Origin of the sequence: Enterococcus mediterraneensis (assembly GCF_900604485.1) — a bacterium.
Taxonomy (GTDB): domain Bacteria; phylum Bacillota; class Bacilli; order Lactobacillales; family Enterococcaceae; genus Enterococcus_C; species Enterococcus_C mediterraneensis.
This window is the reverse complement of sequence record NZ_UWOP01000001.1, coordinates 481,952-508,296: the sequence shown is the minus strand read 5'-3', so window position 1 is coordinate 508,296 and position 26,345 is coordinate 481,952. Positions and strand designations below refer to the sequence as shown.

Here is a 26,345-nt window from a genome sequence, read left to right as displayed (position 1 = left end):
AATGAAGAAAATCAAAGATTATGAAAATAAAAAAGTTCTTGTGCTGGGATTAGCAAAGAGTGGATTTAGTGCGGCCAAACTGTTACATGAGTTGGGCGCACTTGTTACCGTTAATGACGGAAAACCATTTGACGAAAATCCTGAGGCACAAGATCTTTTAGCATTAGGGGTCAAAGTGATCACCGGACAGCATCCTATCGAGCTGCTGGATGAAGGTTTTTCTTTGATCGTAAAAAATCCGGGAATTCCGTATTCTCAACCCCTTGTTCAAAAAGCGCTAGAAAAACAAATCCCGATCATAACCGAAGTAGAACTTGCGTATCAGATCGCGGAATGTCCGATCATCGGTATCACCGGTACTAACGGAAAAACAACTACCACGACAATGATCGAACGGGCACTGAATAACGGTTTGTCGAAAGGACGCGCCCACTTGTCAGGAAATATCGGTTTTCCTGCCAGTTCTGTTGCTGAAACAGCAAAGCGTGATGATATATTAGTTATGGAGCTTTCAAGCTTTCAATTAATGGGACTTAGAACGTTCCATCCTAAGATAGCAGTGATCACGAATATTTATGAAGCGCATTTGGATTATCATGGAACACGGGCAGAATATGTCCGAGCTAAATGGCATCTTCAAGAAAATATGACTGCTGAAGATCATTTGGTCTTGAATTGGGACCAAGAAGAACTTCGGAAGTTAAGTGCTCAGACGAAAGCAACAGTTGTTCCGTTTTCATCAAAAGAAGAAGTTGATGGAGCTTATCTTGCAGGAGATACACTGTATTTCCGCGGAGAAGCTATCATGAAAGCCAATCAGCTGGGAGTACCAGGCAAGCACAATATTGAAAATGCACTGGCTGCGATAGCTACAGCTAAGATCGAAGGGATCGCCTCAGAAGCTATTGCGCAAGCGTTGGCACAGTTTACCGGTGTACCTCACCGGACACAGTTCGTTGATGTGATCCAACAACGTCGTTTCTACAATGACTCTAAGGCAACCAATATTTTGGCGACAGAAATGGCGCTAGGCGGTTTCGACCATCAGAAATTGATTTTATTAGCTGGAGGTTTGGATCGGGGAAATTCATTTGATGATTTGATCCCATCGTTAAAAGGGCTTAAAGCTATACTGCTGTTTGGAGAAACGAAAAACAAACTAGCAGAAGCTGCCAAAAAAGCCGGGATCCCTGAGATCATCTTAACTGAAAACGTTGAGACAGCGGTTCCTCTTGCGTATGATCTAAGTGCAGAAGGAGATACGATCTTGTTATCGCCTGCAAATGCCAGCTGGGATCAATACCCAAACTTTGAAGTTCGCGGTGATCGATTTGTTGCTGCAGTAGAAACATTGAAAATCCAAAAAGAAATGAGCGAAACTGAGTGAAAGTTTTAGTAACTGGAGGCGGTACCGGCGGGCACATCTATCCGGCACTGGCTTTTGTCAAATATGTGAAATCACAGGACCCCTCCGCTGAATTTTTATACGTAGGCGGAAAAAGAGGGTTGGAAAATAAGATTCTGCCTAAAACCGATATTCCATTCAAAACATTAGAGATACAAGGATTCAAGCGCAAGCTTTCCTTTGACAATGTCAAAACGGTCCAACTTTTTATCAAAAGCATCCATCAAGCAAAAAAAATTCTGAAGGAATTCCAGCCAGATGTCGTGATTGGGACTGGCGGTTATGTTTCTGGTGCAGTTGTCTATGGGGCGGCCAAGTTGAAGATTCCTACGATCGTCCATGAACAAAACAGCGTGCCAGGTATCACAAATAAATTTTTGAGCCGGTACGTTGATCGGGTCGCGCTAGCTTTTCCTGACGCTGCCCAATTTTTCCCTGAAAGAAAAACAGTGCTCGTTGGTAATCCACGTGCCACAGAAGTCCGCGACGTTGCCAAAACGTCTATTCTGTCCGAATATCATTTAGATCCAGACAAAGAAACGGTCTTGATCTTTGGCGGCAGCCAAGGTGCATTAAAGTTGAATCGTGCGGTGGTCGACGCATTGCCCCGCTTTGCTGAAAAAAATTATCAAGTATTGTATGCTTCTGGTGAACGATATTTTGAAGAAATCAAAAAGAATCTTGATTTTTCTTTAGAAGAATTGACAAATATCAGTGTTCAACCCTATATTGATAAAATGGCGGAGGTCATGGCAAATTCCAGTCTGCTGATTGGGCGTGCCGGAGCAACCTCTATCGCTGAATTTACTGCACTGGGGCTTCCAGCAATCTTGATCCCAAGTCCTTACGTTACAAACGATCATCAAACGAAAAACGCGCAGAGTCTAGCAGATCACGGCGCTGTCAAAATGATCCGGGATGAAGAATTGACTGGAGATCTGCTGGTTGCCACGATTGATGAAATCATGGAAGATCAGCAACTACGAAGCAGCATGGCTGCGGCTTCCAAAGAACAAGGAATCCCTGATGCAGCTGAACGCTTATATGGTTTAGTAAAAGAAGTGATCTAAACGTCATAATTATTAAGGTGGTGATTATCATCAGTAAAAAAGAGAAGGAAGACAAGGCAAATGAAGCCGAAGAGCAGACCAGCGAAGAACAGCTGACGCCTTGGCAAAAAGCCAATCTGCAATATCTGAAAGAAAAAGGCGATGAGCCTACGTGGTCACCGGCAGTTATTGACGGCCAAGGGGAAGAACATGAAGAAAGCGAAGAACCTGCTGAAGCAGAACCGACGGAAACGAATGAACAGACAGAGGAAACGTCTGAAGAAGTTTCCGGTGAACCAGCCAACGGATCATTCGCTGATCGTTTGCCTAAATTGAAGATGCAGCGTGATTCGTTACTTTATCGCCGACTTACTTTTCTCATCATTTTGTTTTCCATCCCATTACTGTTTACGATCTACTATGTGTCGCCATTGAGTAAATTGGCAAAGGTCACTGTGACAGGAAATAGGAAATTGACAACAGAAGCGGTTCTGCAAGCAGCTGATTTCAAACTGCAGGACAATCTATGGAGCCAATTTTTTCATCGAGAAAAAAATCAAGAAAAATTGGAAAAAGCACAGCCGCGGATCAAACGTACACGCGTGGCGATCGAGAATTTCAATCAATTCCATTTAACAGTGACTGAGTATCGAGAAGTCGCAATGTTAGCGAAAGGAAACGAATACTCGCCGATTTTGGAAAACGGTCAGGTCATGGATGAAACGTTGAAAAAAGATGAACAGAATCTGCCTATTTTGGAAGATTTTAAATCAGAAAAGAAAATTTTAGCAGTCCTGCAGAACTATCAAAAACTGACACCAAAAATCCGCAGCGGCATCTCGCAGATCAAATATACACCGACGAAAAGCAATGATGAACTGTTGAAACTGTACATGAATGACGGCAATCAAGTAATCGTCAATATTTCGAATCTTACCCAACAGATGCGTTATTATCCCCAAGTTGCCAAGGATATGAAAGAAAAAGGAGTCGTCGATATGGAGGTAGGAATCTTCACCTATCCTTACCCGAAAGAAGACGAAGAGACGACTACAACGAGTACGGAAGAAAACACAGAAAACAATCAATAAAATTGGCTAAAATTTTCGGAGATTTTTTCTCTAACAGGTTTCTAAAAAGCGGTTTTTTATGGTAGAATTGGTAACAGTGAATAAATTATCTAAATGATATATAAATTACGAACAATATTTGTTCGCGGTATATGGAATAAAGTAGGAGGGAATCCCATTCATGGCAAAGACGGGAATGTATGTAGGTCTTGATATCGGTACTACTTCAGTAAAAGTAGTGGTTGCTGAATATGTGGACAGCCAAATGAATATCATTGGCGTAGGGAATGCTAAATCAGAAGGAATCAATCGCGGAATCATCGTTGATATCGAAAAAACGGTGCATGCGATTCAACGCGCAGTAAGACAAGCAGAAGAAAAAGCCGGTATCCAAATCCGCAGTGTGAGTGTTGGCGTGCCAGCAAATCTGTTAGAAGTCGAAAATTGCCAAGGAATGATCGCTGTTAACAGCGATTCAAAAGAAATTACCGATGAGGATGTACGCAATGTGGCATCCGCAGCACTCGTTCGTTCTACCCCTCCAGAAAGACAAATCATCGCGATTTTACCACAAGAATTCACCGTTGACGGCTTTGAAGGTATCAAAGATCCGCGGGGAATGATCGGTGTTCGTTTAGAAATGTTCGGTATGGTATACACAGGACCTAAAACAATTCTTCACAATATCCGTAAATGCGTGGAAAAAGCTGGACTTGTCGTAAATGAATTGGTGATCACACCTCTTGCGTTGACCGAAACGATCTTATCCGATGGTGAAAAAGACTTTGGAACGATCGTGATCGACATTGGCGGCGGACAAACAACGACTTCTGTGATGCATGACAAACAATTGAAATTTACTCATGTCAATCAAGAAGGCGGCGAATACGTAACAAAAGATATCTCTACGGTATTGAATACATCATTCAATAATGCAGAGGCATTAAAGATCAATTATGGCGATGCTTATCCTGAGCGTACTTCTGCCAGCGAAGAATTTCCAGTCGATGTGATCGGCAAATCCGAACCGGTGAAAATTGACGAACGCTATTTGTCAGAAGTAATCGAAGCACGGATGGAACAGATCTTCAACAAATCAAAAGAAGTTTTGGAAGAAATCGACGCTTTGAGCTTGCCAGGAGGGATCATCTTGACAGGTGGTGCTGCCAGTTTGCCAGGCGTGGTCGATTTAGCACAAGAAGTTTTCGGAGTAAACGTAAAACTGTATGTGCCTAATCACATGGGACTTCGTAATCCAGTGTTTACGAACGTTATCAGTATCGTTGACTATACAGCGAATTTAAGTGAAGTGTATCAATTAGCTAAAATCGCTGTTACTGGTGAAAAAGTCCAACCAGTCCAACAACAACCGGCTGCAGTACAGCAAGAAGTGAACTATGAAAATTATGATACGACTGAAGAAACTTACGAAGAAGAAGAAGATAAACCAAAAGAAAGCGTAACGGATAAGATAAAAGACTTCTTTTCCAATATTTTCGATTAATCAATCTCAGGAGGAGTAAACACTATGGAATTTTCAATTGATAATAACATCAATGACGGCGCTGTGATCAAAGTGATCGGTGTCGGCGGCGGCGGCGGAAATGCTGTCAACCGTATGATTGAAGAAAACGTAAAAGGCGTAGAATTCATTACTGCCAATACTGATGTCCAAGCATTAAAAAACTCAAAAGCAGAAACAGTTATCCAATTAGGCCCTAAATATACGCGTGGTTTGGGTGCCGGCTCTCAACCAGAAGTTGGCCAAAAAGCAGCTGAAGAAAGTGAAGAATCGATCCGTGAAGCCTTAGAAGGCGCGGACATGATCTTTATCACTGCCGGAATGGGCGGCGGTACCGGTACTGGTGCAGCACCGATCGTAGCGAAGATCTCAAAAGAAATCGGCGCATTGACAGTCGGTGTCGTGACTCGTCCATTTACATTTGAAGGACCAAAACGCGGACGTTTTGCCGCTGAAGGAATCGCAAAATTAAAAGAAAATGTCGATACATTATTGATCATTTCTAACAATCGCTTGTTGGAAGTCGTTGATAAGAAGACTCCTATGCTGGAAGCTTTCCGCGAAGCAGACAATGTGCTGCGTCAAGGTGTTCAAGGCATCTCTGATTTGATCACAGCACCAGGCTATGTGAACTTGGACTTTGCTGACGTGAAAACTGTTATGGAAAACCAAGGAACTGCATTGATGGGAATCGGTGTTGCCAGCGGTGAAGACCGTGTGATCGAAGCAACGAAAAAAGCTATTTCTTCTCCATTGTTGGAAACATCTATCGATGGCGCTGAACAAGTCTTGCTGAATATCACCGGCGGGTTGGATATGACATTATTTGAAGCACAAGATGCTTCTGATATCGTGGCAAATGCTGCGACAGGTGATGTGAACATCATCTTAGGTACTTCCATCAATGAAGAATTGGGCGATGAGATCCGTGTAACAGTCATCGCGACAGGGATCGATCCAACAAAAAAGGAGCCTAGATCCAACCGCACTTCTCGACAAACCCAACTTCATAATGTACCCCAAAAACCGGTTTTAGATATGGATCAAGCTAAACCATTGCAAGAAGAAGAAAATGGGTTCGGCGATTGGGACATCCGTAAAGAACAAAACGTTCGCCCAAAAGTGGATGACACACAATTTGATACGATCGAAAAGAAAGAATTCGATACATTCAATCGTGATGAAGTGAAATCAAATGACGACGATGAATTGAGCACACCGCCATTTTTCCGTCGCAAACGATAGGAGGCAGAGCACATGATTTCTGACAACTTGCGGGAGGTCCGACAAGAGATACAGAACTCATGTGCTCTTGTTGGTAGAAAAGAAGATTCGGTGACTTTGATCGCCGTGACTAAAACGGTTGACAGCGAAAAGACGAAACAGGTGGTCCAAGCTGGTATCTTGGATTGTGCCGAAAACCGTGCTGAAAAATTTTTAGAAAAAAAACAAGAACTGGCTGATTTTCCGCAGATTACATGGCATTTTATTGGTAATTTACAACGCAGAAAGGTAAAATTAGTTATAAATGAGATAGATTATTTCCATGCATTAGACAGTTTGAAGCTGGCTGCTGAGATCCAGAAAAGAGCAGAGCATGTTATCAAATGTTTTGTTGAAGTAAATGTTTCAGGTGAAGAAAGCAAGCAGGGGATCACACCTGCGGAACTTTCGGGATTTATCGAAGAATTGAAGGCGTTCGATCGTATACAAGTTGTTGGGTTAATGACGATGGCGCCGGCTGATTCAACAAAAGAACAACAACACGAGATTTTCCGAACCTTACGGCAACTTCAAGAAAAAGTCAGAGAATGCCATTTATCTTATGCACCTTGTACGGAATTAAGTATGGGGATGAGTAACGATTTTTCCGTTGCTATCCAAGAAGGCGCAACGTTCATACGGGTAGGAACAGCATTAGTTAAAGACATGTAAAAGGAGGAAATTAGATGTCGATTTTGAGTAAAGCAGCTAATTTTTTTGGGTTGGCTGATGAAGAATACGAGTTTGATGGTTATGCTACAACAGAACAGCCCGTTGTCCAACAAGCTGTTCTGCAAAAACAACCTGTGTCTGCCACGCCGCGTTATCAGGAAAAGGCTGAGACTGTAAAAAAAGAAGTACCGCGAACAGTCATCAGAAAACAAACACAACAAACAAAACCAGTACAGCAGACGCAATCAAAGCCTGTGGTACATGAAGAAAAGAAAGTTGTTTCATTGCATCAGCCGCAAGCCAATGTCCAAGCAACGCGACCAAGCAGAAAACAAAATGAAGTAAAACAAAGCCAAGCGGGTAAAATCACGATCATTGAACCGCGTGTCTATTCAGAAGCGATGAATATCGCTAAACACATTTTAAACAACGAATCTGTATTGGTAAATTTTCATCTTGTGGAGGAAGAACAAGCTAGACGTATCGTTGACTTCCTAACGGGAACAGTCTATGCGCAAGATGGTGATATCAAACGAGTGGGGGACGAAATCTTTTTATGTACGCCAAAGGGTGTTGAGATCGATGGAGCTGCCCAAAATCTAGTTGATACCAATCTTTTTGATTTGTAGAACCAAGGAGGAAGCAATTATTTATTTATTACTTTATTACTTTAGCAGAGCAATCTATCTATATACGATATTATTAGTGGTTTACGCGCTGCTCTCATGGTTTCCCGGCGGTTATCAATCGGCGATCGGTCGATTTTTAAGAAAAATCTGCGAACCATACCTAAGTCTATTTGATCGTTTGCCGCTGCATATTGGTCCGATTGATTTCACGATCGCAGTGGCTATTATTGTTTTGAACTTAGCGAGCGAAGCGTTGATCATGATCATAACAAGATTTTTAATTTGAATGTAAGGGGAGGATTTCTTTGGATACAAATGTTTATCAGCATTTTCGTACGGAAGAATACCCTTTTATTGACGCTGTTCAAGATTGGATTGAGCAAGTTCAAATGCAATATGCGCCGTATCTTACCGACTTTTTAGATCCGCGCCAAGCATATATTTTAGAAACATTTGTGCGGCAGACGGCTGATCTGAAATTTCAGTTTTACGGCGGATACCAACACGCCGAGCGACAACGCTGTTTGATTTTCCCCGATTACTATGAAGCAACGAGCAAGGATTTTGAGATCACACTTTTTGAGATCAATTATCCTACTAAATTTGCTACACTGAGTCATGGGAAAGTTTTAGGGACACTTGTGAGCACGGGGATCAAACGGGAGTTTTTTGGGGACATCATTTCTGATGGTGTCAATTGGCAAGTCTTTGTGGCTTCAGAGGTCAGCAGCTTTGTCCAATTACAAGTGACTAAAATCGGCAATGTCAGTGTTCGATTGGAAGAAAAAAGCTATACAGAGATTTTACTTCCAAAAGACAATTGGACAGAAGAACGGACGACTGTCAGTTCTTTGCGTTTGGATACAGTGATATCCAGTGTATATAATATTTCCCGGCAACGATCGAAACAGTTGATCGAAACCGGTAAAGTCAAAGTCAACTGGACAGAGGCAGCACGACCAGATTTTGTTCTGGATTTACTGGACATCGTTTCAGTAAGAGGATTTGGTCGTTTACAGATACAAGGGCTGGAAGGAACAACAAAAAAAGAAAAGATCAGGCTGTTACTTGGTGTATTACGTAAATAACGAATAAAGGTGGAATGAATTATGGCATTATCTCCATTAGACATCCAAAACAAGAGTTTTTCTGTAAAAATGAGAGGATATAATCAAGACGAGGTCGATGATTTCTTAGATATCGTTGTTCGCGATTACGAAGAATTGGTACAAAAAAATCGTGAGATGGAAAAAGCCCTTAAACATGCAGAAGAAAAATTGGAATACTTCAACGAGTTGAAAGATGCGTTGAATCAATCGATCATCGTTGCGCAAGATACTGCTGATAAAGTCAAAACAAGCGCAAGCAAAGAATCAGAAGTCATCGTGACATCTGCCCAAAATAAAGCAGATGAAATGATCGCCAACGCTGAAAAACAAGCACATCAATTAACATCTTCTGCACAACAACGGGCAAAAGAGATCTTAAATGACGCGACACAAAACGCGCGGCAATTAGCAACAGAAACCAATGATCTGAAGACCAAGACACGTGTCTTCCATCAAAACTTGGCATTGATGCTGCAATCACAATTAGAACAAGTCAAAAGTCCTGAGTGGGATGAGATCTTAAAACCATTTTCAAGCTATGTCCAAGATGGACATGAAGTTTTCAAAGAACTTGTAGCAAAAGAGCTTGACAACGAAAATGTTTCTGAAGTAAACTCAGAAGCAGAAACAAACAAAACTGACGGTGTTTCAGTTGTAGAATCAAGTGAAAAAATCATCGGTGTCCCTGAAAAGGAAGTCACCACTCTTGATGACGCAAAAGAACTTTTGAACAAAATCGAAGATAAAGACCAATAGATAGAACAGAAAAGCTAGTTGCATTTTGTCAGCGAACTGGAGATGGTGAGAGTCCAGCGAAACCCTGCAAGTAGAAAGATCCTCTATCGGTTTTGACTGCGAATCTTAGTAGCAGTCAACGGGTGATCTCGTTAGCGATCACAAGAGGAAATCTAGCGATAGGTTTTAAATTTTGGGTGGTAACACGACAAACGTTCGTCCCGGTTCAGGGATGAGCGTTTTTTTATTTTCTATAAGGATAACGAATGACAAGATATCCGTGTAAAGTTTTGTTAATTCACAAAAAAGGAGCGAGTCATAGATGAAAATCAAAGACACATTGCATTTAGGAAAAACCGCTTTTCCAATGCGGGGCAATCTGCCAAATCGCGAAGCAGAATGGCAAAAAGATTGGGAAGAACAAAAAATTTATGAGCGCCGCCAAAAATTGAATGAAGGAAAACCATCATTTGTCTTACATGATGGACCTCCATATGCAAATGGCAATATCCATTTAGGACACGCATTAAATAAAATCAGTAAAGACATCATTATCCGGTCCAAATCAATGTCCGGTTTCCGTGCCCCTTACGTTCCAGGATGGGATACACATGGACTGCCAATTGAACAGGTTTTGGCAAACAAAGGTGTAAAACGTAAAGAAATGTCAATGGCTGAATACTTGGAAAAATGTCGTGAATACGCGCTTTCCCAAGTAAATAAACAACGAGAAGATTTCAAACGTCTTGGCGTTGCCGGCGATTGGGAACATCCTTATGTCACTTTAGATCCTTCTTACGAAGCAGCACAAGTACGAGTATTTGGGAAGATGGCAGAAAAAGGATACATCTATAAAGGATTAAAACCAATTTATTGGTCACCATCAAGCGAGTCTTCATTAGCAGAAGCTGAGATCGAATATAAAGATGTCAAATCTCCATCGATTTATGTTGCTTTTAATGTAAAAGACGGCAAAGGAATCCTTGATGAAGATACCGCTTTTGTTATCTGGACAACGACACCTTGGACATTACCAGCAAACCAAGGGATCGCGGTAAATCCGAAATTCGCTTATGTACAAGTCGAAGCTGACGGCCGCAAATTTGTAGTGGCAAAAGATTTGATCGAAGCAGTCCAATCTGCACTTGGTTGGGAAAATGTAACAGTGCTAAAAGAATTTGCCGGACAAGAAATGGAATACATGACCGCACGTCATCCATTTTATGATCGCGAGTCATTAGTGATTTTAGGTGATCACGTTACTTTAGACGCCGGTACCGGATTAGTCCATACTGCTCCTGGACACGGGGAAGATGACTATATCGCTGGTAATAAATATAAATTGCCGGTTGTGTCACCGGTTGATTCAAAAGGTCTGTTTACAGAAGAAGCTCCTGGTTTTGAAGGCATCTTCTATGATAAAGCAAATCCAATGATCACTGATTTGTTAAAAGAAAAAGGCGCTTTGCTGAAATTGGACTTCTTTACCCATAGTTATCCTCATGACTGGCGGACGAAAAAACCGGTCATCTATCGGGCAACACCACAATGGTTTGCATCTATCGATAAATTCCGTCAAAACATTTTGGATGAAGTGGAAAAAGTGGATTGGGTCATTCCATGGGGCAAAACGCGTCTATACAACATGATCCGCGATCGCGGCGACTGGGTAATCTCCCGCCAACGGGCATGGGGCGTACCGCTTCCGATTTTCTATGCTGAAAACGGAGAAGAAATCATTACACCGGAAACCATCGAGCATGTAGCAAAATTATTTGCGGAACACGGATCGACTATCTGGTTTGAAAAAGAAGCAAAAGATCTTCTTCCAGAAGGATTTACTCATCCCGGCTCTCCAAACGGCGAATTTACAAAAGAAAAAGATATCATGGATGTTTGGTTTGATTCCGGTTCTTCACACGAAGCTGTTTTGCGTCAACGACCAGAATTATCATTCCCGGCTGATTTGTATCTAGAAGGTTCTGATCAATACCGCGGCTGGTTCAACTCAAGTATCACAACAAGTGTTGCGATCAATGGGGTAGCACCTTATAAAGCCGTCTTGTCTCAAGGATTTACATTAGACGGTGAAGGCCGAAAAATGAGTAAGTCATTAGGCAATACGATCGCTCCTGATAAAGTTATCAATCAAATGGGCGCGGATATCTTGCGCTTATGGGTAAGCAGTGTCGATTATGAAGCCGATGTTCGGGTTTCTATGGACATCTTGAAACAAGTCGCAGAAGTTTACCGCAAGATCAGAAACACGATGCGTTTCTTGTTGGCAAACACTACTGATTTTGAGCCAAGCAAAGATGCGGTAGCTTACGAAGATTTGCGTTCTGTCGATAAATATATGACTGTACGTTTGAATCAAGTCATCAAAGAAATCCGTGAAGAAGGATATGAAAAATACAACTTCTTGCACATCTACAAGACAGTAATGAACTTCTTGACGGTAGATTTGTCATCTTTCTATCTGGACTTTGCTAAAGATGTCGTTTATATCGAAGCAGAAGATGACGCACAACGCCGCTGCATGCAAACAGTCTTTTACCAAACAGCTGTCGCTTTGACGAAATTGTTGACACCGATCATCCCGCACACAGCAGAAGAAGTTTGGTCTTTCTTGAAGGAAGAAGAAGACTATGTCCAATTAGCTGAGTTTCCTGCTTATGAAGAATATCCAAATCAACAAGAATTGATGGATACTTGGACAGCCTTTATGACATTTAGAGATGATGTGTTGAAGGCATTGGAAAATGCACGGAACAAAAAACTGATCGGAAAATCATTGGAAGCCAAATTAACTGTCTATCCAAATGAACAAACTTCAGCTGTATTGCAAGCAGTCAATGCTGATCTTGCGCAATTGTTGATCGTGTCACCAGATTATTTTGAAGTTAAACCTGCTGGTACACAGGCTCCTGAAGAAGCGGATCAATTTGCAGATGTTGCGTTGTTAGTGGAAAAAGCTGACGGACATGTGTGTGATCGATGCCGTCAAGTCCGAAATGATGTAGGGGTAGATGAAAAACTGCCAACTCTTTGCGGACGCTGCGCGCATATCGTCGAAGAAAACTATTCAGATGCAGTCGCAGAAGGTTTCGAAGCATAATCACCAATAGCAATTGATTAGAAGAATGCCAGTTATACTAAAAAACGTCGAGGAATTTTCCTCGACGTTTTTGTGTTTATTTCAATAGTCCTCGTTCTCGGTACCAGTTATCCGGTTGCCAGATCCATTCAAAGCCATCTTTTTCTATTAGATCAAAAGCGGCTTGAGGTCCCATGGTTCCGGCAGCATAATTAGGAAAATCAGGATCGACTTTATCCCATGCGTGACGGATGACATCAACGATCCGCCAAGATTGAGCAACTTCATCCCAGTGAGTGAAGTTGGTGCTGTCGCCGTTCAAAGCATCGAAAATCAGCCGTTCATAAGCTTCCGGACTGTTTTCAACAGCTTCCGCACTGTTGCGATAATCCAATTTCACTGGCTGCGGATTGAAGCCTTGACCGATCTCTTTGCCGTTCAAGGACAAACTGAATCCTTCTGTCGGCTGGATATAGATCGTCAACACATTTTGCGGCAGTTTTTTATCTTTGCAAGGTTCGTCGATTCTTGCTTTAAAGAGATTGACAGGAACTTGTTTGAAGACGATATTGATCCGCGTGCCTTTTTCCGTCAAGCGTTTGCCGGTGCGTACATAAAAGGGAACACCAGACCAACGAAAATTATCGATCTTGAATTTGCCGGCAACGAATGTTTCAGTCGTAGAATCTTCACTGACATTTGGTTCTTGCTGATAAGCAGGGAAATCTTTATTATCCAATGTGCCTTTGTCATATTGGCCGCGAACAAAGTTTTCGTGAACTTCTTTTTCGGTATAGACGCGCACAGCGTTCAATGCTTTGATTTTTTCTGTGCGGATCTCGTGATCTGAAAAAGCAGCAGGGGGTTCCATCGCCAATAATGATAAGATTTGGAGAACGTGATTTTGAACCATGTCTTTTAATGCACCGCTTTTATCATAGTAACCGCCGCGTTCTTCAACACCGAGGTCTTCTGCCAAATTGATTTGAACGTTGTCGATATAGCGATTGTTCCACATCGATTCGAATATATTATTAGCAAAACGGATCGCTGAGATATTTTGGATCATCTCTTTGCCTAAATAATGATCGATCCGATAGATTTCTTTTTCAGAGAAGACAGCAGTGATCTCTTCGTTCAATTGTTTTGCTGTTTCGTAATCAGAGCCGAATGGTTTTTCGATGATCACGCGATGATAGCCGGTAGAATCCATCATACCTTGGCTCTTCAAATGTTGAACGATGACACCGAAAAAGTTCGGCGACATTGCTAAATAATAAAGGCGATTGCCGTTTAATTGATATTTTTCATCCAACTGATCAGTCAGTTTTTTTAAGGTCACATAATGCTCAGTATCTTGTACATCATGGGACTGATAATAAAAATGAGAAGCGAATTTTTCTGCTTCTTCTTCTGTAGGTTTCAAAGAAGCGACCGTTTCTTTCACGACTTCGCGATAATGTTCATCGCTCCATGGCCGACGTGCAGTACCGATGACTGCGAATTGTTCGTCGATGTCTCCTTTTCGGTATAAACGAAACAAGGAAGGGTACAATTTTCTTTGTGCAAGGTCGCCTGTTGCGCCAAAAATGGTGAACAAGACTTTTTTATTTTCCGTCATGGTTCATTCACTCCTTGATTAATTGATCGACAAAAATCGTGCTGGCAGCTTTGTAACTGACCGCTAAAGTTTTTTGCGGATTTTTGATGGTGATAGGTCCTTCATATGCTGCGATATCAATGATCTTGTATTCTTCGTGGATCTTCAAATCAATGGATACCAGATAATCCAGTAATTCTCGTTCATCCAAGACACGGGCGATCCGTACTGCTGTACCGACCGGATAATCGGTCAAGGTTTTTCGTTTCTCTTCGTGGATCGTCTCTGCATGTTTCGGTATCTTACCGCCATGAGGGCAGTATTCAGGATAGCCCAGATAGTGTTCCAAATGATCGGCCAGATGTTCCGATGTCACGTGTTCCAAAACTTCGGCGTCATCATGAACTTCATTCCAGGAATAATTCAGATGTTCTACTAAAAATACTTCCCAAAGCCGATGTTTGCGGACGAGTGTACTGGCTGACTCCAATCCTTTTTGTGTAAGCTGAACCCCTTGATATGGCGAATGCTCGACTAATTTTTCTTTGACTAGTTTAGAGATCATTTCGCTGACAGAAGCAGCGGAGACATCTAAGCCGGCCACGATTTGCTTATTGCTGATCTTGTTTCCATCGCCACCTAGTTCTAAAATTATTTTTAAATAATCTTCGCGATTTGGGGTCATTTATATTCATCCTTTCAGCCAACGATTACCTTAGTAAATTTTACCAAAAAAGCTGATTATTTACTATCTTTAGAAACTAAAAAAAATCGAAGCAGCGCCTCGATTTTTTTTTAGGTAACCTTTAAGCCCAATCGCCATTGCGGAAGATCGGTACGGTAGAACCATCTTCGCGAATACCATCGATATCCATTTGATCAGATCCCACCATGAAATCTACGTGAGTCTGACTGCGATTCAAACCAGCTTCTTTCAGCTCTTCTTCGTTCATCTCTGTTCCACCTTGGATACTGAATGCATACGCAGAACCCAGTGCCAAATGGTTAGAGGCGTTTTCGTCAAACAATGTATTGAAGAAAGTGATGCCGGATTGCGAGATCGGTGAAGGATCTGGAACTAATGCGACTTCCCCTAAACGTGTCGCTCCTTCATCAGTTTCTAACAGATTTTTCAGGACTTCTTGTCCTTGTTCTGCTGAAAAATCAACGACCTTGCCGTCTTTAAAGGTAAATTTCATACCGGAAATGATCGTCCCTGCATAGCTTAATGGTTTTGTACTGGAAATATATCCGTCAACCCGGCGGCTGTCAGGAGCAGTAAAGACTTCTTCCGTCGGCATATTTGCCATAAATTTCTCGTTGCGGGCGTTGTAACTGCCGGCACCTTCCCAAAGGTGATTTTTTGGAAGGCCGATGATGATATCCGTCCCAGGTGCAGTGTAGTGCAAAGCGGTGAACTGTTCTTTGTTTAGTTCATCGGCTTTTTTCTGTAATTTTTCGTCATGGGCTTTCCATGCGGCAACAGGATCGTTTTCATAGATCCGAGTGGTTTTAAAAATCTCATCCCATAATTTATCTTGTGCGTCTTCCGGAGAAAGATCAGGGAAGACTTTTTGTGCCCAATCTTGGCCAGCTGCTGCTACAACAGTCCAACTGACTTTATTGGCTTGGGTCGCTTTTCTAAGGTTCAATAACGCTTTGCCGCTAGCAGCTTGATAGGTCGCTACTCGTTGATGGTCGATACCGGCAAGGGCATCAGGATTTGAGGAAACAACACTGATCCGGCTGGCGCCTTTAGCGATCCAATCCTCAGTTTGATCTACTTTGTGTTGAGGGATCGTTTCTAGCCGATCATCTGCAGCGAATGCTAAAAATTCTCGTTGGACAAAGTCGTCAGTCCATTGCACGCTCACTTCCGCCGCGCCTAATTCATAGGCTTTTTTAGTGATCAAACGAGCAAGTTCTGCTTGATCCACGCTGATTTGGACAACGATAGTATGACCTTTTTGGACATTGACACCGATTTCAGTAATCAATCGAGCATAATTTTCTAAGTTTTCTTTAAAGTTTTTCAGGGTCATAATTTACCTCCTAGGTATGTATAAAATAAATTAGAGAACCAAAATTATGATAACACTCAAATTAAGATAACACAACCAAACTTTAATCTTGGCAAAATGAGTTAAAAAATATTTGTTTTTTTTATAGTACTTATTTTAATTGTCATTTTATCTAAAAAGTCCTTTTGTCATTGATAAAAAACATGTTACAATATTTTTATAAATTATGAAAGCGATGCACAAAAACATATAAGGAGATTAAAATATCATGGCAAGAAAGAAAATGATTACTAGAAACCAAATTTTAGATGCCGCATATGAAGTTGTAGCCTCTGGAGGCTTTTCACGTTTTACTGCTCGAAATATCGCCGCGCAAATGAATTGTTCCACGCAGCCGATTTATTTGGAGTTCCAGAATATGGAGGATTTGAAGGAAGCACTGATCGATCAGATATTGGATCATCTGGCAACAGATATTTTCCCAGTTAAACATACGGGACATACGGTCATCGACCTTGCATTGAATTACATAGGTTTTGCAACATCTAATCGCCGATTATACCGCGCATTGTATTTAGAAGAATATGGCGGCGGAGAGAAAATCCAGTCATTCTCATACGATTATTTTTCAAATGCTGTCAAAGAAGAAGAACAATATCAAAATTTATCGGCAGAAATGATCGAATCATTACATACAGGAACATGGATCATCGCAACAGGAATCGCTTCATTACAATCTTCAGGGATCATCCATCCATCTGAAGACCAAATCAAGCTGATGATCCAAGAAAGCATTGACAGTATCTTGAATCAAGAAAATATCGTTCAGTTGAGCTATTAAGTTGTGACAAGCTGCTGACAGCTGAAATAAAAAAACTAGGGACATCTCGATCAAACAGATCGTCCCTAGTTTTTATTAGTCATAGTGGAAATTCAATGGAAAAATCATTGAGCAGCTTCAACGATTTTTTTCGCAAAAGCTTCCAGGTTTTCGATATCTTCCTCTTCCGCGTTTAAGTCGACTTTGACACCTTCTGCACCTTTGACTGCGCCAGTCTTAGCGAACGCTGCGTCAAAGTCATCGACAGCTTTGCAGAAGTCGTCATAAAATGTATCGCCGGAACCGCAAACGCCATAGATTTTGCCGCTTAGATCAAGCTCTTGCAAGTCTTCGTAAAAGTCCATGATCTCATCAGGCAGATCGCCATCTCCATATGTATAAGATGCAACGATGCAGATATCCGCATCTTCAAATTCAGCAGCATCAACTTGTGTACATTCATTGATTTCAACGTCGATTTCTAAATTTTCCATCGCTTCAGCAACGATATCAGCGATTTCTTCAGTATTCCCAGTCATACTGGCATAAACGATTTTTGCTAAGGTCATGATGTTCCTCCTGTGATTTCTTCGCGTTTTTGTAAAATACTCCGATTAATTATAACAAAAGTCGGAGGGAAAGCAACCTTCTTCACAAAAGGAATCAAGCGGATTTGGCGAAAAAATCTTACTATGGTAAAATAAAAGCGATTTGAAAAGAGGAGACTATAGAATGATTACATTGAAATCACCAAGAGAAATTGAATTAATGAATGAGTCCGGAGCATTATTGGCAGACGTACATAAACAGTTGCGGACGTTTATCAAACCGGGCATCACTAGTTGGGACATTGAAGTTTTTGTCCGAGATTACATTGAAAGTCATGGCGGGATCGCAGCTCAAATTGGATTTGAAGGATATGAGTATGCTACTTGCTGCAGTATAAATAATGAAATCTGTCATGGATTTCCCCGCAAAAAACCGTTGGCAAACGGTGATTTGATCAAAGTGGATATGTGTATCGAACTCAAAGGAGCAGTTTCTGATTCATGCTGGGCTTATATCGTAGGGGATTCAACACCTGAGATCGATCATTTGATGGAAGTTACCCGCAAAGCTCTGTATCTGGGAATCGAGCAGGCAACTGTCGGCAATCGAATCGGTGATATCGGTCATGCGATCCAAACTTACGTTGAAGGGGAAGGTCTTTCCGTCGTTCGGGACTTTATCGGACATGGCGTAGGACCTACGATCCATGAAAGTCCGGCTGTTCCCCATTATGGTGAAGCAGGTAAAGGACTGCGCTTGAAAGAAGGCATGGTGATCACTATCGAGCCGATGGTCAACACCGGTACTTGGAAAATGAAAATGGATCCAAATGGCTGGACTGCTTACACATTAGATGGCGGGTTAAGCTGTCAATATGAACATACCATTGCTATCACAAAAGAAGGTCCTAAAATTTTGACATCTCAAGGCGAAGAAGGAACCTACTAATTACTAGAATGAAACGGAGGACGCAATGAATATTATCCGTAAAATAAAAGACAATCAAACGTTTATGCGTTTTTTCACCATCGCAAAACGACAGATATCAACTTCTGAGGTGGGGATTTCATCCATCGCTGTTGCATATTATTTATTGCTTTCTCTGTTTCCATTGATGATCGTAATCGGCAATCTGCTGCCTTTTTTGAACATCGATCCCGGAGAGGTTTTACCTTATGCCAAAGAATTGATTCCGGAACAGGTGTATCAGTTCATCGGTCCGGCTATAGAAGATCTTTTGACACAAAGTTCTGGCGGACTGCTTTCTATTTCAGCGTTAGTGACGATCTGGTCAGCCAGTCAAAGTGTCAACGCTCTGCAAAAAGCGCTGAACAAAGCGTACGGTGTAGATGATCGTAAGAATTTTATCGTGGTGCGTTTAGTATCGCTGATCACTATCATATTTTTTATGGGAGCGATCGTCGGCGTTGCACTGGTGTTAGGTTTTGGCAAGATCCTTTTAGACATTTTGCAGCCGGTTCTGCAGTTTCCAGACGCACTGATCGATACGTTCCAAACAGTCAAATGGCCGTTGACGATCGTTATCTTATTGATCGTTTTGACGATTATTTACTGGCTGGTACCTAATGCAAAAATAAAGCTTCGTTCAACACTTCCCGGATCGATTTTTGCTACTGTCGGTTGGATGCTGCTAGGACAATTATTCGGTCTTTACGCGAAATATTTTGCTTCTCGGATCAGCGGTTATCAAATTATCGGAAGTTTCATCGTCTTGATGATCTGGCTGAATTTCGCTGCTACGATCATTATTATCGGCGGAGTCATCAATGGGATCTTTGCAGAGATGAAGACCGGTAAGGAATTGACAGAACGAAAAGATCTGGTCGCGGAAATTTCCACGAAATTAGACGACAAAAACAAAGATCAAGATTAACTATCTAGAAAGTGAGCTAGTTCAATGGGATTTACATTTCGCTTTATTTTTAAATTAGTCACCACCATGCTGCTTTCTCTGATTTTAACGCCGCTAATCAAATTGTTGGCCTTTCAGATCGGAGCCGTCGATAAACCGGGAGCGCGGAGGATCAATACCAAAACAATGCCGACAGCCGGCGGTTTGAGTATCTTTCTTTCCTTTTGTATCGCATTGCTTTGGGAATATAACGACACACTGACATTTCATTATGTTTGGCCGATGCTTTTGGGCGGATTGATCGTGGTGATCACCGGTCTGCTGGATGATATTTTTGAGCTGAGCCCGATGCAAAAAACAATCGGATTGCTTATCGCGGCTTTGGAGATTTTTTTTATAGCCGATATTCGTATCAGCACATTCACACTGCCGTTTTTTGGTCGTTTCGATTTGGGTTGGCTAAGTCTGCCTGTCACAGTGCTTTGGATCTTAGCGATCACCAATGCGGTCAATTTGATCGATGGATTGGATGGATTGGCAGCTGGGGTGTCGATCATTGGTCTTTCCACCATCGGTTTGATCAGTTATTTCTTTTTACCGGAAAGAGGCGTTTTTCTGGCCATCGTGATTTTCTCTTTAGTCGCTGCCATTTTGGGCTTTTTCCCATATAATTTCCATCCCGCCACCATCTATCTGGGGGATACCGGCGCGCTGTTTTTAGGTTTTATGATCTCGATCTTGTCACTGCAAGGATTGAAAAACGCGACTTTTATCACGATCCTGACACCGATGTTTATTTTAGGTGTGCCGATCACAGATACGGTCTATGCGATCATTCGTCGCAAATTCAATAAACAGCCGATCTCTTCCGCGGATAAAATGCATCTGCACCATCGTTTACTGTCCTTGGGCTTTACTCATCGGGGTGCTGTTTTGACGATTTATGCGTTGGCATTGGTATTTTCTTTTATAGCACTGTTGATGAATTACGCAAGCAATTGGGCGATCGTCCTGCTTTTGATCAGTACGGCTTTTGGTGTGGAACTCTTCATCGAACTGATCGGTCTGGTAGGAGAAAATCGACAGCCATTGATGTGCACGTTGAAGTTCTTGGGAAATCGGCAGTTTCGCCAATCTGTTTTAGAAAAACAGCGTCATAAAAATAAAAATTCACAAAACGATGAAGATGACAACAATCAGGAATGATCAAGAAAGTCAGCAAAGCTGACTTTCTTTTTTTTGTCTGCGTGTTACAATAAAAAATGGTTTGTATATATTTTCACTAATTAGGAGGCAAAAGATGAAAAAGAGTATTGTTTTATTAGGGATGCTGGCATTGACCGCTTTTTTGGGTGCTTGCGGAAACAAATCGGAAGAAAGTACTGCAACAGAAGAAGTGAATACCATCAAGATAGGTGTCATGCCGTCTACCGATAATATCCCGCTGATCGTCGCTCATGAACAAGGATTTGATAAAAAACACGGAGTAGAGATCAAATTGGAAACCTTCAAGTCGGCAAAAGATCGTGATGCTGCTTTTCAAGCTGAAGAAGTCGATGGCATCAATTCAGATTTGGTGGCTTTCACGAATTATCTACAAGGAGGAATGAAGGTCAAGATCACCAGTTCCACGTATGGTCAATTTGATTTAGTGACAAATCAAAAGGACGCGGATTCTTTAAAAGATCTAAAAGGGGAACAAATCGTCATCATGAATAACCAAGGACCGGAATATTCCGTCGATCAAATGCTGAAAAACGTCGATATGACAAAAGACGATGTTCGGCTGATTGATGTTCCGCAAGTGCCTAGCCGTTTAGAATTGCTGAAAAACCATCAAGCTGCGGCGGCAATCTTACCGGAACCTTTCGTGACGATGGCAAAAGCGGAAGGAATGAAAGTTTTGGATTCTACGAGAAAGATCGGAATCAATCCGTTTATCCTTTGTTTTCCAGAAACAGTCATTTCAGAAAAAGCAGCGGCACTGCAAGGAATGTATGACGCATATAATGAAGCAGTCGATTGGCTGAAGTCTCACGACAAAGAAGAGTATATTCAACTGTTCATTGATAAGATCGGCTTTCCCGAAAAGCTGAAAGAACAAATCGAAGTGCCGGATTATCCTCATATCCAACAAGCAAGTAAAGAAGATATTCAAACAGTTTTTACTTGGGCACATGATAAAGGCTTGTTGGAAAAAAATTTGAGACCAGAAGATGTGTTGAGCGATGTCTACTTTAAATAAACAAAATAAACAGCTGCGTTTGGAAAATGTTTCATATAGGATCGACGATCAATGTATTTTAGAAGATGTGTCGTTTTCTTTTGAAGAAAGCAAAATCTATACCGTGATCGGTCCTTCTGGCGCTGGAAAAACAACGCTATTACGACTGCTTGCGGGTTTGATCACACCTTCTAGCGGTAAGATCACGTTGACTGATGAAATTTTTGTTCCAAGAAACCACACGATTGCGCTTATGCCGCAAAATTATGGTTTGCTGCCATGGCAAACTGCATGGAGTGCAGTTGCCGAAAGCGTGAAGATCAGTAAAAAAACAATGAAACAACAGGATATCCAACAATTATTTGTAGATATGGAAATCGATGGATTGCAAGATTACTATCCCAATCAAATGAGCGGCGGACAGCAGCAACGGGTCGCGATCGCGCGGGCGTTTGCTACAAAAGCTGATCTATTATTGATGGATGAACCCTTTTCCGCATTGGACGCTTTTACAAGAGAAAAAGTCCAGACACTTTTTTGGCGAAACTGGCAAAAGCATCCTGTTCGAACACTTTTTATCACTCATGATATTGATGAGGCTTTGCTTTTAGGACATGAGGTTATTGTCTTGAGCGCAAAGCCCGGCAGAATAAAAACAGTGGTTGCCAGTCCCTTCACAGAACAAGAACAAGGATCGTTGGATCAGCGGCGAGATTCTTTGGAACTTTTTCGATTGCATCAACAGCTTAGAAGGGAGCTTCAAGTATGAACAAGCGAAGACTAAAGCGCTGGGTCAATTTTCTGCTGGCAATTTTTCTTCTGCTGTTGTTTTGGCAACTGGCAAGTCTGGTTGTTCAGAAAGATCTGTTGCCTTCACCTTTTATTGTACTGAAAAATCTGCCCTTATTATTTTCGAAAGGGATCATAAAGCATTTGCAAGCCAGTTTCTTGAGAGTTCTGATGGGGATGATCTGTGCTGTGTTATTGGGTTTTGGGATAGGACTTATGATCGGGCGCATGGCGAAGTGGCGAGAGCTATTTGATCCACTGCTTTATTTGACCTATCCTATCCCTAAGATGGCATTGTTGCCCATCGTTATGCTGCTGGGCGGATTGGGTGATCTTTCTAAGATTTTGATGATCGTTTTGATCGTTGCGCCTCAAGTAGCCGTCGCGGTGCGGGATGGTGTAAGAGACATTCCAGAATATTATTACGATGTATATCGCTGTATCGGTGCTTCAAATTTGCAACAGTTTTTTAAAATCACTGTTCCAGCGAGTTTGCCGGCGATTTTTGGGGCTGTTAGAATCTCTCTGGGCACAGCGTTATCGATCCTGTTTTTTACAGAAAATTACGGTACTGAATACGGTATGGGCTATTTCATCATGGATTCTTGGACCCGTTTAGATTATCCGGCGATGTATGGCGGTATATTGATATTGAGTTGTTTAGGGTTGATTCTATTTCTTCTTTTGGATCAGTGTGCAGCATATATTCTTAAATGGCGTAAAAATCAGTAAAAATGAGAGGGCTTCCCATTGACACATGAAAGAGTACTCATGTATAATGATTACAAATGAAAGGTCGTTCATATGTTTTGCGAGAGGGGGAGAACTAATGGAAAAGAAATATTTGTTACAAGGACTGGATTGCGCAAACTGCGCGATGAAAATCGAGCAGGCGGTAAATAAATTGCCGGAAGTAAAACAAGCGTCGGTGGATTTCGCGACGACAAAAATGACGATTACCTGCGAAAAAGACGCGGAACAAAAAATCGAAACAGAAGCGGCAAAAGTGATCAAAAAAATGGAGCCGGATGTTCAGATGGTTCCACTGCAAAAGCAAGATCAAATCAAACCGAACGAGCAGTCAAAAAGGACATTGCTGCGAATCGGGGTGACCGGGTTATTGTTTGCCGGAGCGATGGTGTTGCCGTCAGGTGTCGGAAAGAGCATTTTATTTTTGCTGGCGTATCTTTTGATCGGCGGCGATATTGTTAAAAAAGCAGTCATGAATATACTGCATGGAGAGATCTTCGATGAAAACTTTCTGATGACTATCGCCACGATCGGTGCATTAGCGATCGGCGAATTTCCTGAGGCAGTAGCAGTGATGTGGTTGTATCAAATCGGTGAATATTTCCAAGAATATGCTGTGGGCCGTTCTCGTAAAAGCGTTGCGGCATTACTGGCTGTGAAACCGGATATGGCAAGGATCATAACCTCTCAAGGCGAACAAAAGGTGGCGCCGGAAGATGTTTTGCCTGGTGCACTGCTTTCGGTTTATCCTGGTGAAAAAATCCCGCTAGACGGTATCGTCAAAGAAGGAAGCGGGTATATCGATGTTTCTGTATTGACAGGTGAATCGATCCCGCGGTTTGTCAAAGAAGAAGAGATGGTACAAAGCGGTGCTATCAACCAAGAAGGACGTCTAGTGATCGAAGCTACTAAACCCTTTGGTGAATCTACTGTCAGCAGGATCCTTGATTTAGTTGAAAATGCCAGCAGTCAAAAAGCACCTGCGGAAAAATTCATCACTAAATTTGCCCGCTATTATACACCGGCTGTCGTTATTTTAGCGGTACTGCTAGTAGCCGTGCCGACTGTTTTCTTCCAACAAGATTTCCATGAATGGTTGTATCGCGGATTGACGTTTCTAGTCATTTCATGTCCTTGTGCATTAGTGATCTCTGTACCTTTAAGCTTTTTCGGCGGTATCGGCGGTGCCAGCAAAGCAGGGATCTTGGTCAAAGGCAGCAATTATTTAGAGATTTTAGCGAAAGTCGATACAGTTGTTTTTGATAAGACAGGAACGTTGACAGAGGGCAGATTTGCCGTTCAAACGATCGCGACCGATTTGCCGGAAGATGAGTTTTTGCGCTATGCAGCTGCAGCGGAACAATCTTCCAATCATCCAATCGCGCGCTCCATCACGGCATTTTATTCTCAAGAAGTACCGACTGCCAGCAATATCCGGGAGATCGCCGGTCATGGTATCCAAGCAGAAGTGGACGGCAAGCAGATTCTTGTGGGAAATAGAAAATTGTTTGAAGAATATGATCTGCCACCAGTCAATGAACCTGGAACAGTCATTTATGTAGCGGTCGATCATCGATTTGTCGGTTATTTGGTTATTGCTGACCAGATCAAAGAAGATGCCAAGCAAGCTGTCAGCGATTTGCAAAAGGCCGGCGTAAAAGAAATGGTGATGCTGACTGGAGACAATCAAACGATTGGAAATGATGTTGCTAAAAAATTAGGATTAACAAACGTTTTCAGTGAATTATTACCGGAAGACAAGGTTGAACACTTGAAAGCAATCATGGGCAAAACGACTGGAAAAACTGCTTTTGTCGGGGATGGTATTAATGATGCACCGGTATTGGCAACAGCTGATGTTGGCGTGGCGATGGGCGGTTTAGGAAGTGACGCAGCAATCGAAGCTGCTGATGTCGTGATCATGGATGACGCTTCGACAAAACTTGCTCAAGCCATTCGTTTGGCACGTAAAACATTGCGGATTGTCAAACAAAATATTATTTTCGCGCTGGCGGTGAAAGGAATCGTCTTGATCCTAGGAGCAGTCGGATTTGTATCGATGGGAGCGGCAGTCTTCGCCGATGTAGGTGTCACTTTGTTGGCGGTCTTGAATGCGATGCGCTGCTTAAAAGTGAAATACTAAAAACGATCCAAGTGATCCGTTTAACAGCTTTCCAGCAGCCTTTTCTTTTTAGTTGCTGAAAAAAACGCTTTGCGATAAGCTAATAGTAAAGCAAGGAGGCGTTGGAAATGAAAATCAAAGAGACGATCACAGAAGTTGCTGAAAAAGTTTATGATATCGTAAAAGCTGAGCGTTACAAAGTAGAAGTCGATGTCAAAAAAGCCCAAGTCAAAGTCAAAGAACAAAGACCTACACGCCACACAATCAAATGGCATGCAAAAAATCATTGATAATGATTTACAATAAGAAAACCTCTCAAAAGCGTTAGCTTAGTGAGAGGTTTTTTGTTTAGTCTTCGATCTGGATACCCAAAACAGTCAAATGTCCGTTGCTGACAAGTTTGATGACGAGGGGAGCTAATTGTTGCGGCGTGATCTCTGAATCGGTGGTCAGCCACCAGTGGAGTGTCCCAAAGAAAATCGACGTCATGTATTCGATAATGAAATCAAGGGGTACCTCTATATCATTTTCCGTGATCTTCAAACGAGTAAAGATATCTGCGTACTTTTCCGTCAAAATCTCAGCGATTTTTTTTCGCAAGGATTCATTGACTGCGCCATCCATGATCGTTAAATAAAAAGCGCGATTTTGCTTGATGGTAAGGTAAATATTCGTCAGTAAATATTCGATTTCCTTTAATCTGATGCGGTTGTTTTTGAGTAATTCATAGGAATCAAGGATCGAGGTGAATGCAGTGACCGCCTGAGTAAAAATCGTTTCGTAAAGGTCCGGCTTATCTTTGTAGTGGGCGTAAAAAGTAGCGCGGTTGATCATTGCTTCGTCTGCGATGTCTTGGATCGTCACCTGATCATACCCTTTTTCCTCCACCAATTTAATAAACGCATCCATGATCATTTTATTTGTCCGCTTTACGCGCAGATCGATTTTTCTAGCCATTGGAATTTCTCCTTTTTTGTCCGACAAAAAACATCCATTTGTTGTTTATCTCACAAACGTGGGAATATTGTAAGTTGTAAACATGATAG

25 protein-coding genes are annotated in these 26,345 nt (G+C 41.9%); 20 read left to right on the top strand and 5 right to left on the bottom strand.

Annotated elements, in window-relative coordinates:
- Nucleotide 1: 1 nt before the first annotated feature.
- From murD to ileS, 11 genes are all read left to right on the top strand, one after another.
- A complete protein-coding gene (gene murD / locus EFB00_RS02370; RefSeq protein WP_122645333.1) occupies nt 2-1,387 on the top strand; it encodes a UDP-N-acetylmuramoyl-L-alanine--D-glutamate ligase in 1,386 nt (461 codons plus the stop codon).
- A complete protein-coding gene (gene murG, locus EFB00_RS02365; protein ID WP_122645332.1) occupies nt 1,384-2,475 on the top strand; it encodes an undecaprenyldiphospho-muramoylpentapeptide beta-N-acetylglucosaminyltransferase in 1,092 nt (363 codons plus the stop codon). The genes murD and murG overlap by 4 nt, the downstream gene beginning before the upstream one ends.
- A gap of 20 nt (nt 2,476-2,495) precedes the next feature.
- Complete coding sequence (locus EFB00_RS02360) at nt 2,496-3,545, top strand: cell division protein FtsQ/DivIB (RefSeq protein ID WP_338133835.1); 1,050 nt, start codon at nt 2,496-2,498, stop codon at nt 3,543-3,545.
- 160 nt (nt 3,546-3,705) lie between these two features.
- Complete coding sequence (ftsA, locus tag EFB00_RS02355) at nt 3,706-5,028, top strand: cell division protein FtsA (RefSeq protein ID WP_122645331.1); 1,323 nt, start codon at nt 3,706-3,708, stop codon at nt 5,026-5,028.
- 24 nt (nt 5,029-5,052) lie between these two features.
- Nucleotides 5,053-6,291, top strand: a complete 1,239-nt coding sequence (gene ftsZ, locus EFB00_RS02350) for a cell division protein FtsZ (RefSeq protein WP_122645330.1) — start codon at nt 5,053-5,055, stop codon at nt 6,289-6,291.
- Between the two features lie 12 nt (nt 6,292-6,303).
- A complete protein-coding gene (locus tag EFB00_RS02345; RefSeq protein WP_122645329.1) occupies nt 6,304-6,981 on the top strand; it encodes a YggS family pyridoxal phosphate-dependent enzyme in 678 nt (225 codons plus the stop codon).
- Nucleotides 6,982-6,995: 14 nt separating this feature from the next.
- Nucleotides 6,996-7,610, top strand: coding sequence for a cell division protein SepF (locus EFB00_RS02340; RefSeq protein WP_122645328.1), 615 nt, complete (start codon nt 6,996-6,998; stop codon nt 7,608-7,610).
- Nucleotides 7,603-7,896 carry a YggT family protein gene (locus EFB00_RS02335; protein WP_338133844.1) on the top strand — a complete coding sequence of 98 codons (294 nt, stop codon included), beginning with the start codon at nt 7,603-7,605 and terminating at the stop codon, nt 7,894-7,896. The genes EFB00_RS02340 and EFB00_RS02335 overlap by 8 nt, the downstream gene beginning before the upstream one ends.
- 19 nt (nt 7,897-7,915) lie before the next feature.
- Nucleotides 7,916-8,698: a YlmH family RNA-binding protein gene (locus EFB00_RS02330; RefSeq protein WP_122645327.1), complete on the top strand. Its 783-nt coding sequence runs from the start codon at nt 7,916-7,918 to the stop codon at nt 8,696-8,698.
- Between the two features lie 21 nt (nt 8,699-8,719).
- Nucleotides 8,720-9,475, top strand: a complete 756-nt coding sequence (locus tag EFB00_RS02325) for a DivIVA domain-containing protein (RefSeq protein WP_122645326.1) — start codon at nt 8,720-8,722, stop codon at nt 9,473-9,475.
- 301 nt (nt 9,476-9,776) lie between these two features.
- Nucleotides 9,777-12,572, top strand: a complete 2,796-nt coding sequence (gene ileS / locus EFB00_RS02320; RefSeq protein WP_122645325.1) for an isoleucine--tRNA ligase — start codon at nt 9,777-9,779, stop codon at nt 12,570-12,572.
- A 76-nt stretch (nt 12,573-12,648) separates the two neighbouring features.
- Here the strand turns inward: ileS and zwf are convergent, their stop codons facing one another.
- The 3 genes from zwf to EFB00_RS02305 form a co-directional block, all read right to left on the bottom strand.
- Entirely contained in the window at nt 12,649-14,172 is a 1,524-nt protein-coding gene (gene zwf, locus EFB00_RS02315) for a glucose-6-phosphate dehydrogenase (protein WP_122645324.1), read from the bottom strand.
- Nucleotides 14,173-14,179: 7 nt separating this feature from the next.
- Nucleotides 14,180-14,836 (bottom strand): transcriptional regulator EfaR, encoded by a 657-nt coding sequence (gene efaR, locus EFB00_RS02310; RefSeq protein WP_122645323.1) that lies wholly within the window; start codon nt 14,834-14,836, stop codon nt 14,180-14,182.
- Between the two features lie 121 nt (nt 14,837-14,957).
- Entirely contained in the window at nt 14,958-16,193 is a 1,236-nt protein-coding gene (locus EFB00_RS02305; RefSeq protein ID WP_122645322.1) for an aminopeptidase, read from the bottom strand.
- A gap of 247 nt (nt 16,194-16,440) precedes the next feature.
- Here EFB00_RS02305 and EFB00_RS02300 point away from each other — a divergent pair, with 247 nt between their 5' ends.
- Nucleotides 16,441-17,013, top strand: coding sequence for a TetR/AcrR family transcriptional regulator (locus EFB00_RS02300; RefSeq protein ID WP_122645321.1), 573 nt, complete (start codon nt 16,441-16,443; stop codon nt 17,011-17,013).
- A gap of 104 nt (nt 17,014-17,117) precedes the next feature.
- On the opposite strand, the gene EFB00_RS02295 is transcribed toward EFB00_RS02300, so the two are convergent.
- Nucleotides 17,118-17,561: a flavodoxin gene (locus EFB00_RS02295; RefSeq protein ID WP_122645320.1), complete on the bottom strand. Its 444-nt coding sequence runs from the start codon at nt 17,559-17,561 to the stop codon at nt 17,118-17,120.
- Nucleotides 17,562-17,724: 163 nt separating this feature from the next.
- Here EFB00_RS02295 and map point away from each other — a divergent pair, with 163 nt between their 5' ends.
- From map to EFB00_RS13400, 8 genes are all read left to right on the top strand, one after another.
- Entirely contained in the window at nt 17,725-18,489 is a 765-nt protein-coding gene (gene map, locus EFB00_RS02290) for a type I methionyl aminopeptidase (protein WP_122645319.1), read from the top strand.
- A 25-nt stretch (nt 18,490-18,514) separates the two neighbouring features.
- Nucleotides 18,515-19,435, top strand: a complete 921-nt coding sequence (locus tag EFB00_RS02285; RefSeq protein WP_122645318.1) for a YihY/virulence factor BrkB family protein — start codon at nt 18,515-18,517, stop codon at nt 19,433-19,435.
- A 24-nt stretch (nt 19,436-19,459) separates the two neighbouring features.
- Nucleotides 19,460-20,620 (top strand): glycosyltransferase family 4 protein, encoded by a 1,161-nt coding sequence (locus EFB00_RS02280; protein WP_122645317.1) that lies wholly within the window; start codon nt 19,460-19,462, stop codon nt 20,618-20,620.
- Nucleotides 20,621-20,714: 94 nt separating this feature from the next.
- Nucleotides 20,715-21,659 (top strand): ABC transporter substrate-binding protein, encoded by a 945-nt coding sequence (locus tag EFB00_RS02275; protein ID WP_122645316.1) that lies wholly within the window; start codon nt 20,715-20,717, stop codon nt 21,657-21,659.
- Nucleotides 21,643-22,407, top strand: a complete 765-nt coding sequence (locus tag EFB00_RS02270) for an ABC transporter ATP-binding protein (RefSeq protein WP_122645315.1) — start codon at nt 21,643-21,645, stop codon at nt 22,405-22,407. Before EFB00_RS02275 ends, EFB00_RS02270 begins: the two co-directional genes overlap by 17 nt.
- A complete protein-coding gene (locus tag EFB00_RS02265) occupies nt 22,404-23,159 on the top strand; it encodes an ABC transporter permease (RefSeq protein ID WP_122645314.1) in 756 nt (251 codons plus the stop codon). Before EFB00_RS02270 ends, EFB00_RS02265 begins: the two co-directional genes overlap by 4 nt.
- Nucleotides 23,160-23,256: 97 nt before the next feature.
- On the top strand, nt 23,257-25,320 hold the full coding sequence (locus tag EFB00_RS02260) for a heavy metal translocating P-type ATPase (RefSeq protein ID WP_122645313.1): 2,064 nt from the start codon (nt 23,257-23,259) through the stop codon (nt 25,318-25,320).
- 107 nt (nt 25,321-25,427) lie between these two features.
- Entirely contained in the window at nt 25,428-25,589 is a 162-nt protein-coding gene (locus EFB00_RS13400) for a hypothetical protein (RefSeq protein ID WP_164709414.1), read from the top strand.
- Between the two features lie 58 nt (nt 25,590-25,647).
- Here EFB00_RS13400 and EFB00_RS02255 read toward each other — a convergent pair whose 3' ends face one another.
- Nucleotides 25,648-26,256, bottom strand: coding sequence for a TetR/AcrR family transcriptional regulator (locus EFB00_RS02255; RefSeq protein ID WP_122645312.1), 609 nt, complete (start codon nt 26,254-26,256; stop codon nt 25,648-25,650).
- Nucleotides 26,257-26,345 lie beyond the last annotated feature (89 nt).

Excerpts from the sequence above, each read along its gene's own strand:
- EFB00_RS02285 (WP_122645318.1), top strand. The coding sequence starts at position 18,515 with ATGAATATTATCCGTAAAATAAAAGACAATCAAACGTTTATGCGTTTT.
- EFB00_RS02345 (WP_122645329.1), top strand. The coding sequence starts at position 6,304 with ATGATTTCTGACAACTTGCGGGAGGTCCGACAAGAGATACAGAACTCA.
- EFB00_RS02305 (WP_122645322.1), bottom strand. The coding sequence starts at position 16,193 with ATGACCCTGAAAAACTTTAAAGAAAACTTAGAAAATTATGCTCGATTG.
- EFB00_RS02255 (WP_122645312.1), bottom strand. The coding sequence starts at position 26,256 with ATGGCTAGAAAAATCGATCTGCGCGTAAAGCGGACAAATAAAATGATC.
- efaR (WP_122645323.1), bottom strand. The coding sequence starts at position 14,836 with ATGACCCCAAATCGCGAAGATTATTTAAAAATAATTTTAGAACTAGGT.
- EFB00_RS02325 (WP_122645326.1), top strand. The coding sequence starts at position 8,720 with ATGGCATTATCTCCATTAGACATCCAAAACAAGAGTTTTTCTGTAAAA.
- map (WP_122645319.1), top strand. The coding sequence starts at position 17,725 with ATGATTACATTGAAATCACCAAGAGAAATTGAATTAATGAATGAGTCC.
- EFB00_RS02295 (WP_122645320.1), bottom strand. The coding sequence starts at position 17,561 with ATGACCTTAGCAAAAATCGTTTATGCCAGTATGACTGGGAATACTGAA.
- EFB00_RS02280 (WP_122645317.1), top strand. The coding sequence starts at position 19,460 with ATGGGATTTACATTTCGCTTTATTTTTAAATTAGTCACCACCATGCTG.
- ftsA (WP_122645331.1), top strand. The coding sequence starts at position 3,706 with ATGGCAAAGACGGGAATGTATGTAGGTCTTGATATCGGTACTACTTCA.
- EFB00_RS13400 (WP_164709414.1), top strand. The coding sequence starts at position 25,428 with ATGAAAATCAAAGAGACGATCACAGAAGTTGCTGAAAAAGTTTATGAT.
- EFB00_RS02265 (WP_122645314.1), top strand. The coding sequence starts at position 22,404 with ATGAACAAGCGAAGACTAAAGCGCTGGGTCAATTTTCTGCTGGCAATT.
- EFB00_RS02270 (WP_122645315.1), top strand. The coding sequence starts at position 21,643 with ATGTCTACTTTAAATAAACAAAATAAACAGCTGCGTTTGGAAAATGTT.
- EFB00_RS02275 (WP_122645316.1), top strand. The coding sequence starts at position 20,715 with ATGAAAAAGAGTATTGTTTTATTAGGGATGCTGGCATTGACCGCTTTT.
- ftsZ (WP_122645330.1), top strand. The coding sequence starts at position 5,053 with ATGGAATTTTCAATTGATAATAACATCAATGACGGCGCTGTGATCAAA.
- EFB00_RS02300 (WP_122645321.1), top strand. The coding sequence starts at position 16,441 with ATGGCAAGAAAGAAAATGATTACTAGAAACCAAATTTTAGATGCCGCA.
- murD (WP_122645333.1), top strand. The coding sequence starts at position 2 with ATGAAGAAAATCAAAGATTATGAAAATAAAAAAGTTCTTGTGCTGGGA.
- ileS (WP_122645325.1), top strand. The coding sequence starts at position 9,777 with ATGAAAATCAAAGACACATTGCATTTAGGAAAAACCGCTTTTCCAATG.
- EFB00_RS02340 (WP_122645328.1), top strand. The coding sequence starts at position 6,996 with ATGTCGATTTTGAGTAAAGCAGCTAATTTTTTTGGGTTGGCTGATGAA.
- EFB00_RS02260 (WP_122645313.1), top strand. The coding sequence starts at position 23,257 with ATGGAAAAGAAATATTTGTTACAAGGACTGGATTGCGCAAACTGCGCG.
- zwf (WP_122645324.1), bottom strand. The coding sequence starts at position 14,172 with ATGACGGAAAATAAAAAAGTCTTGTTCACCATTTTTGGCGCAACAGGC.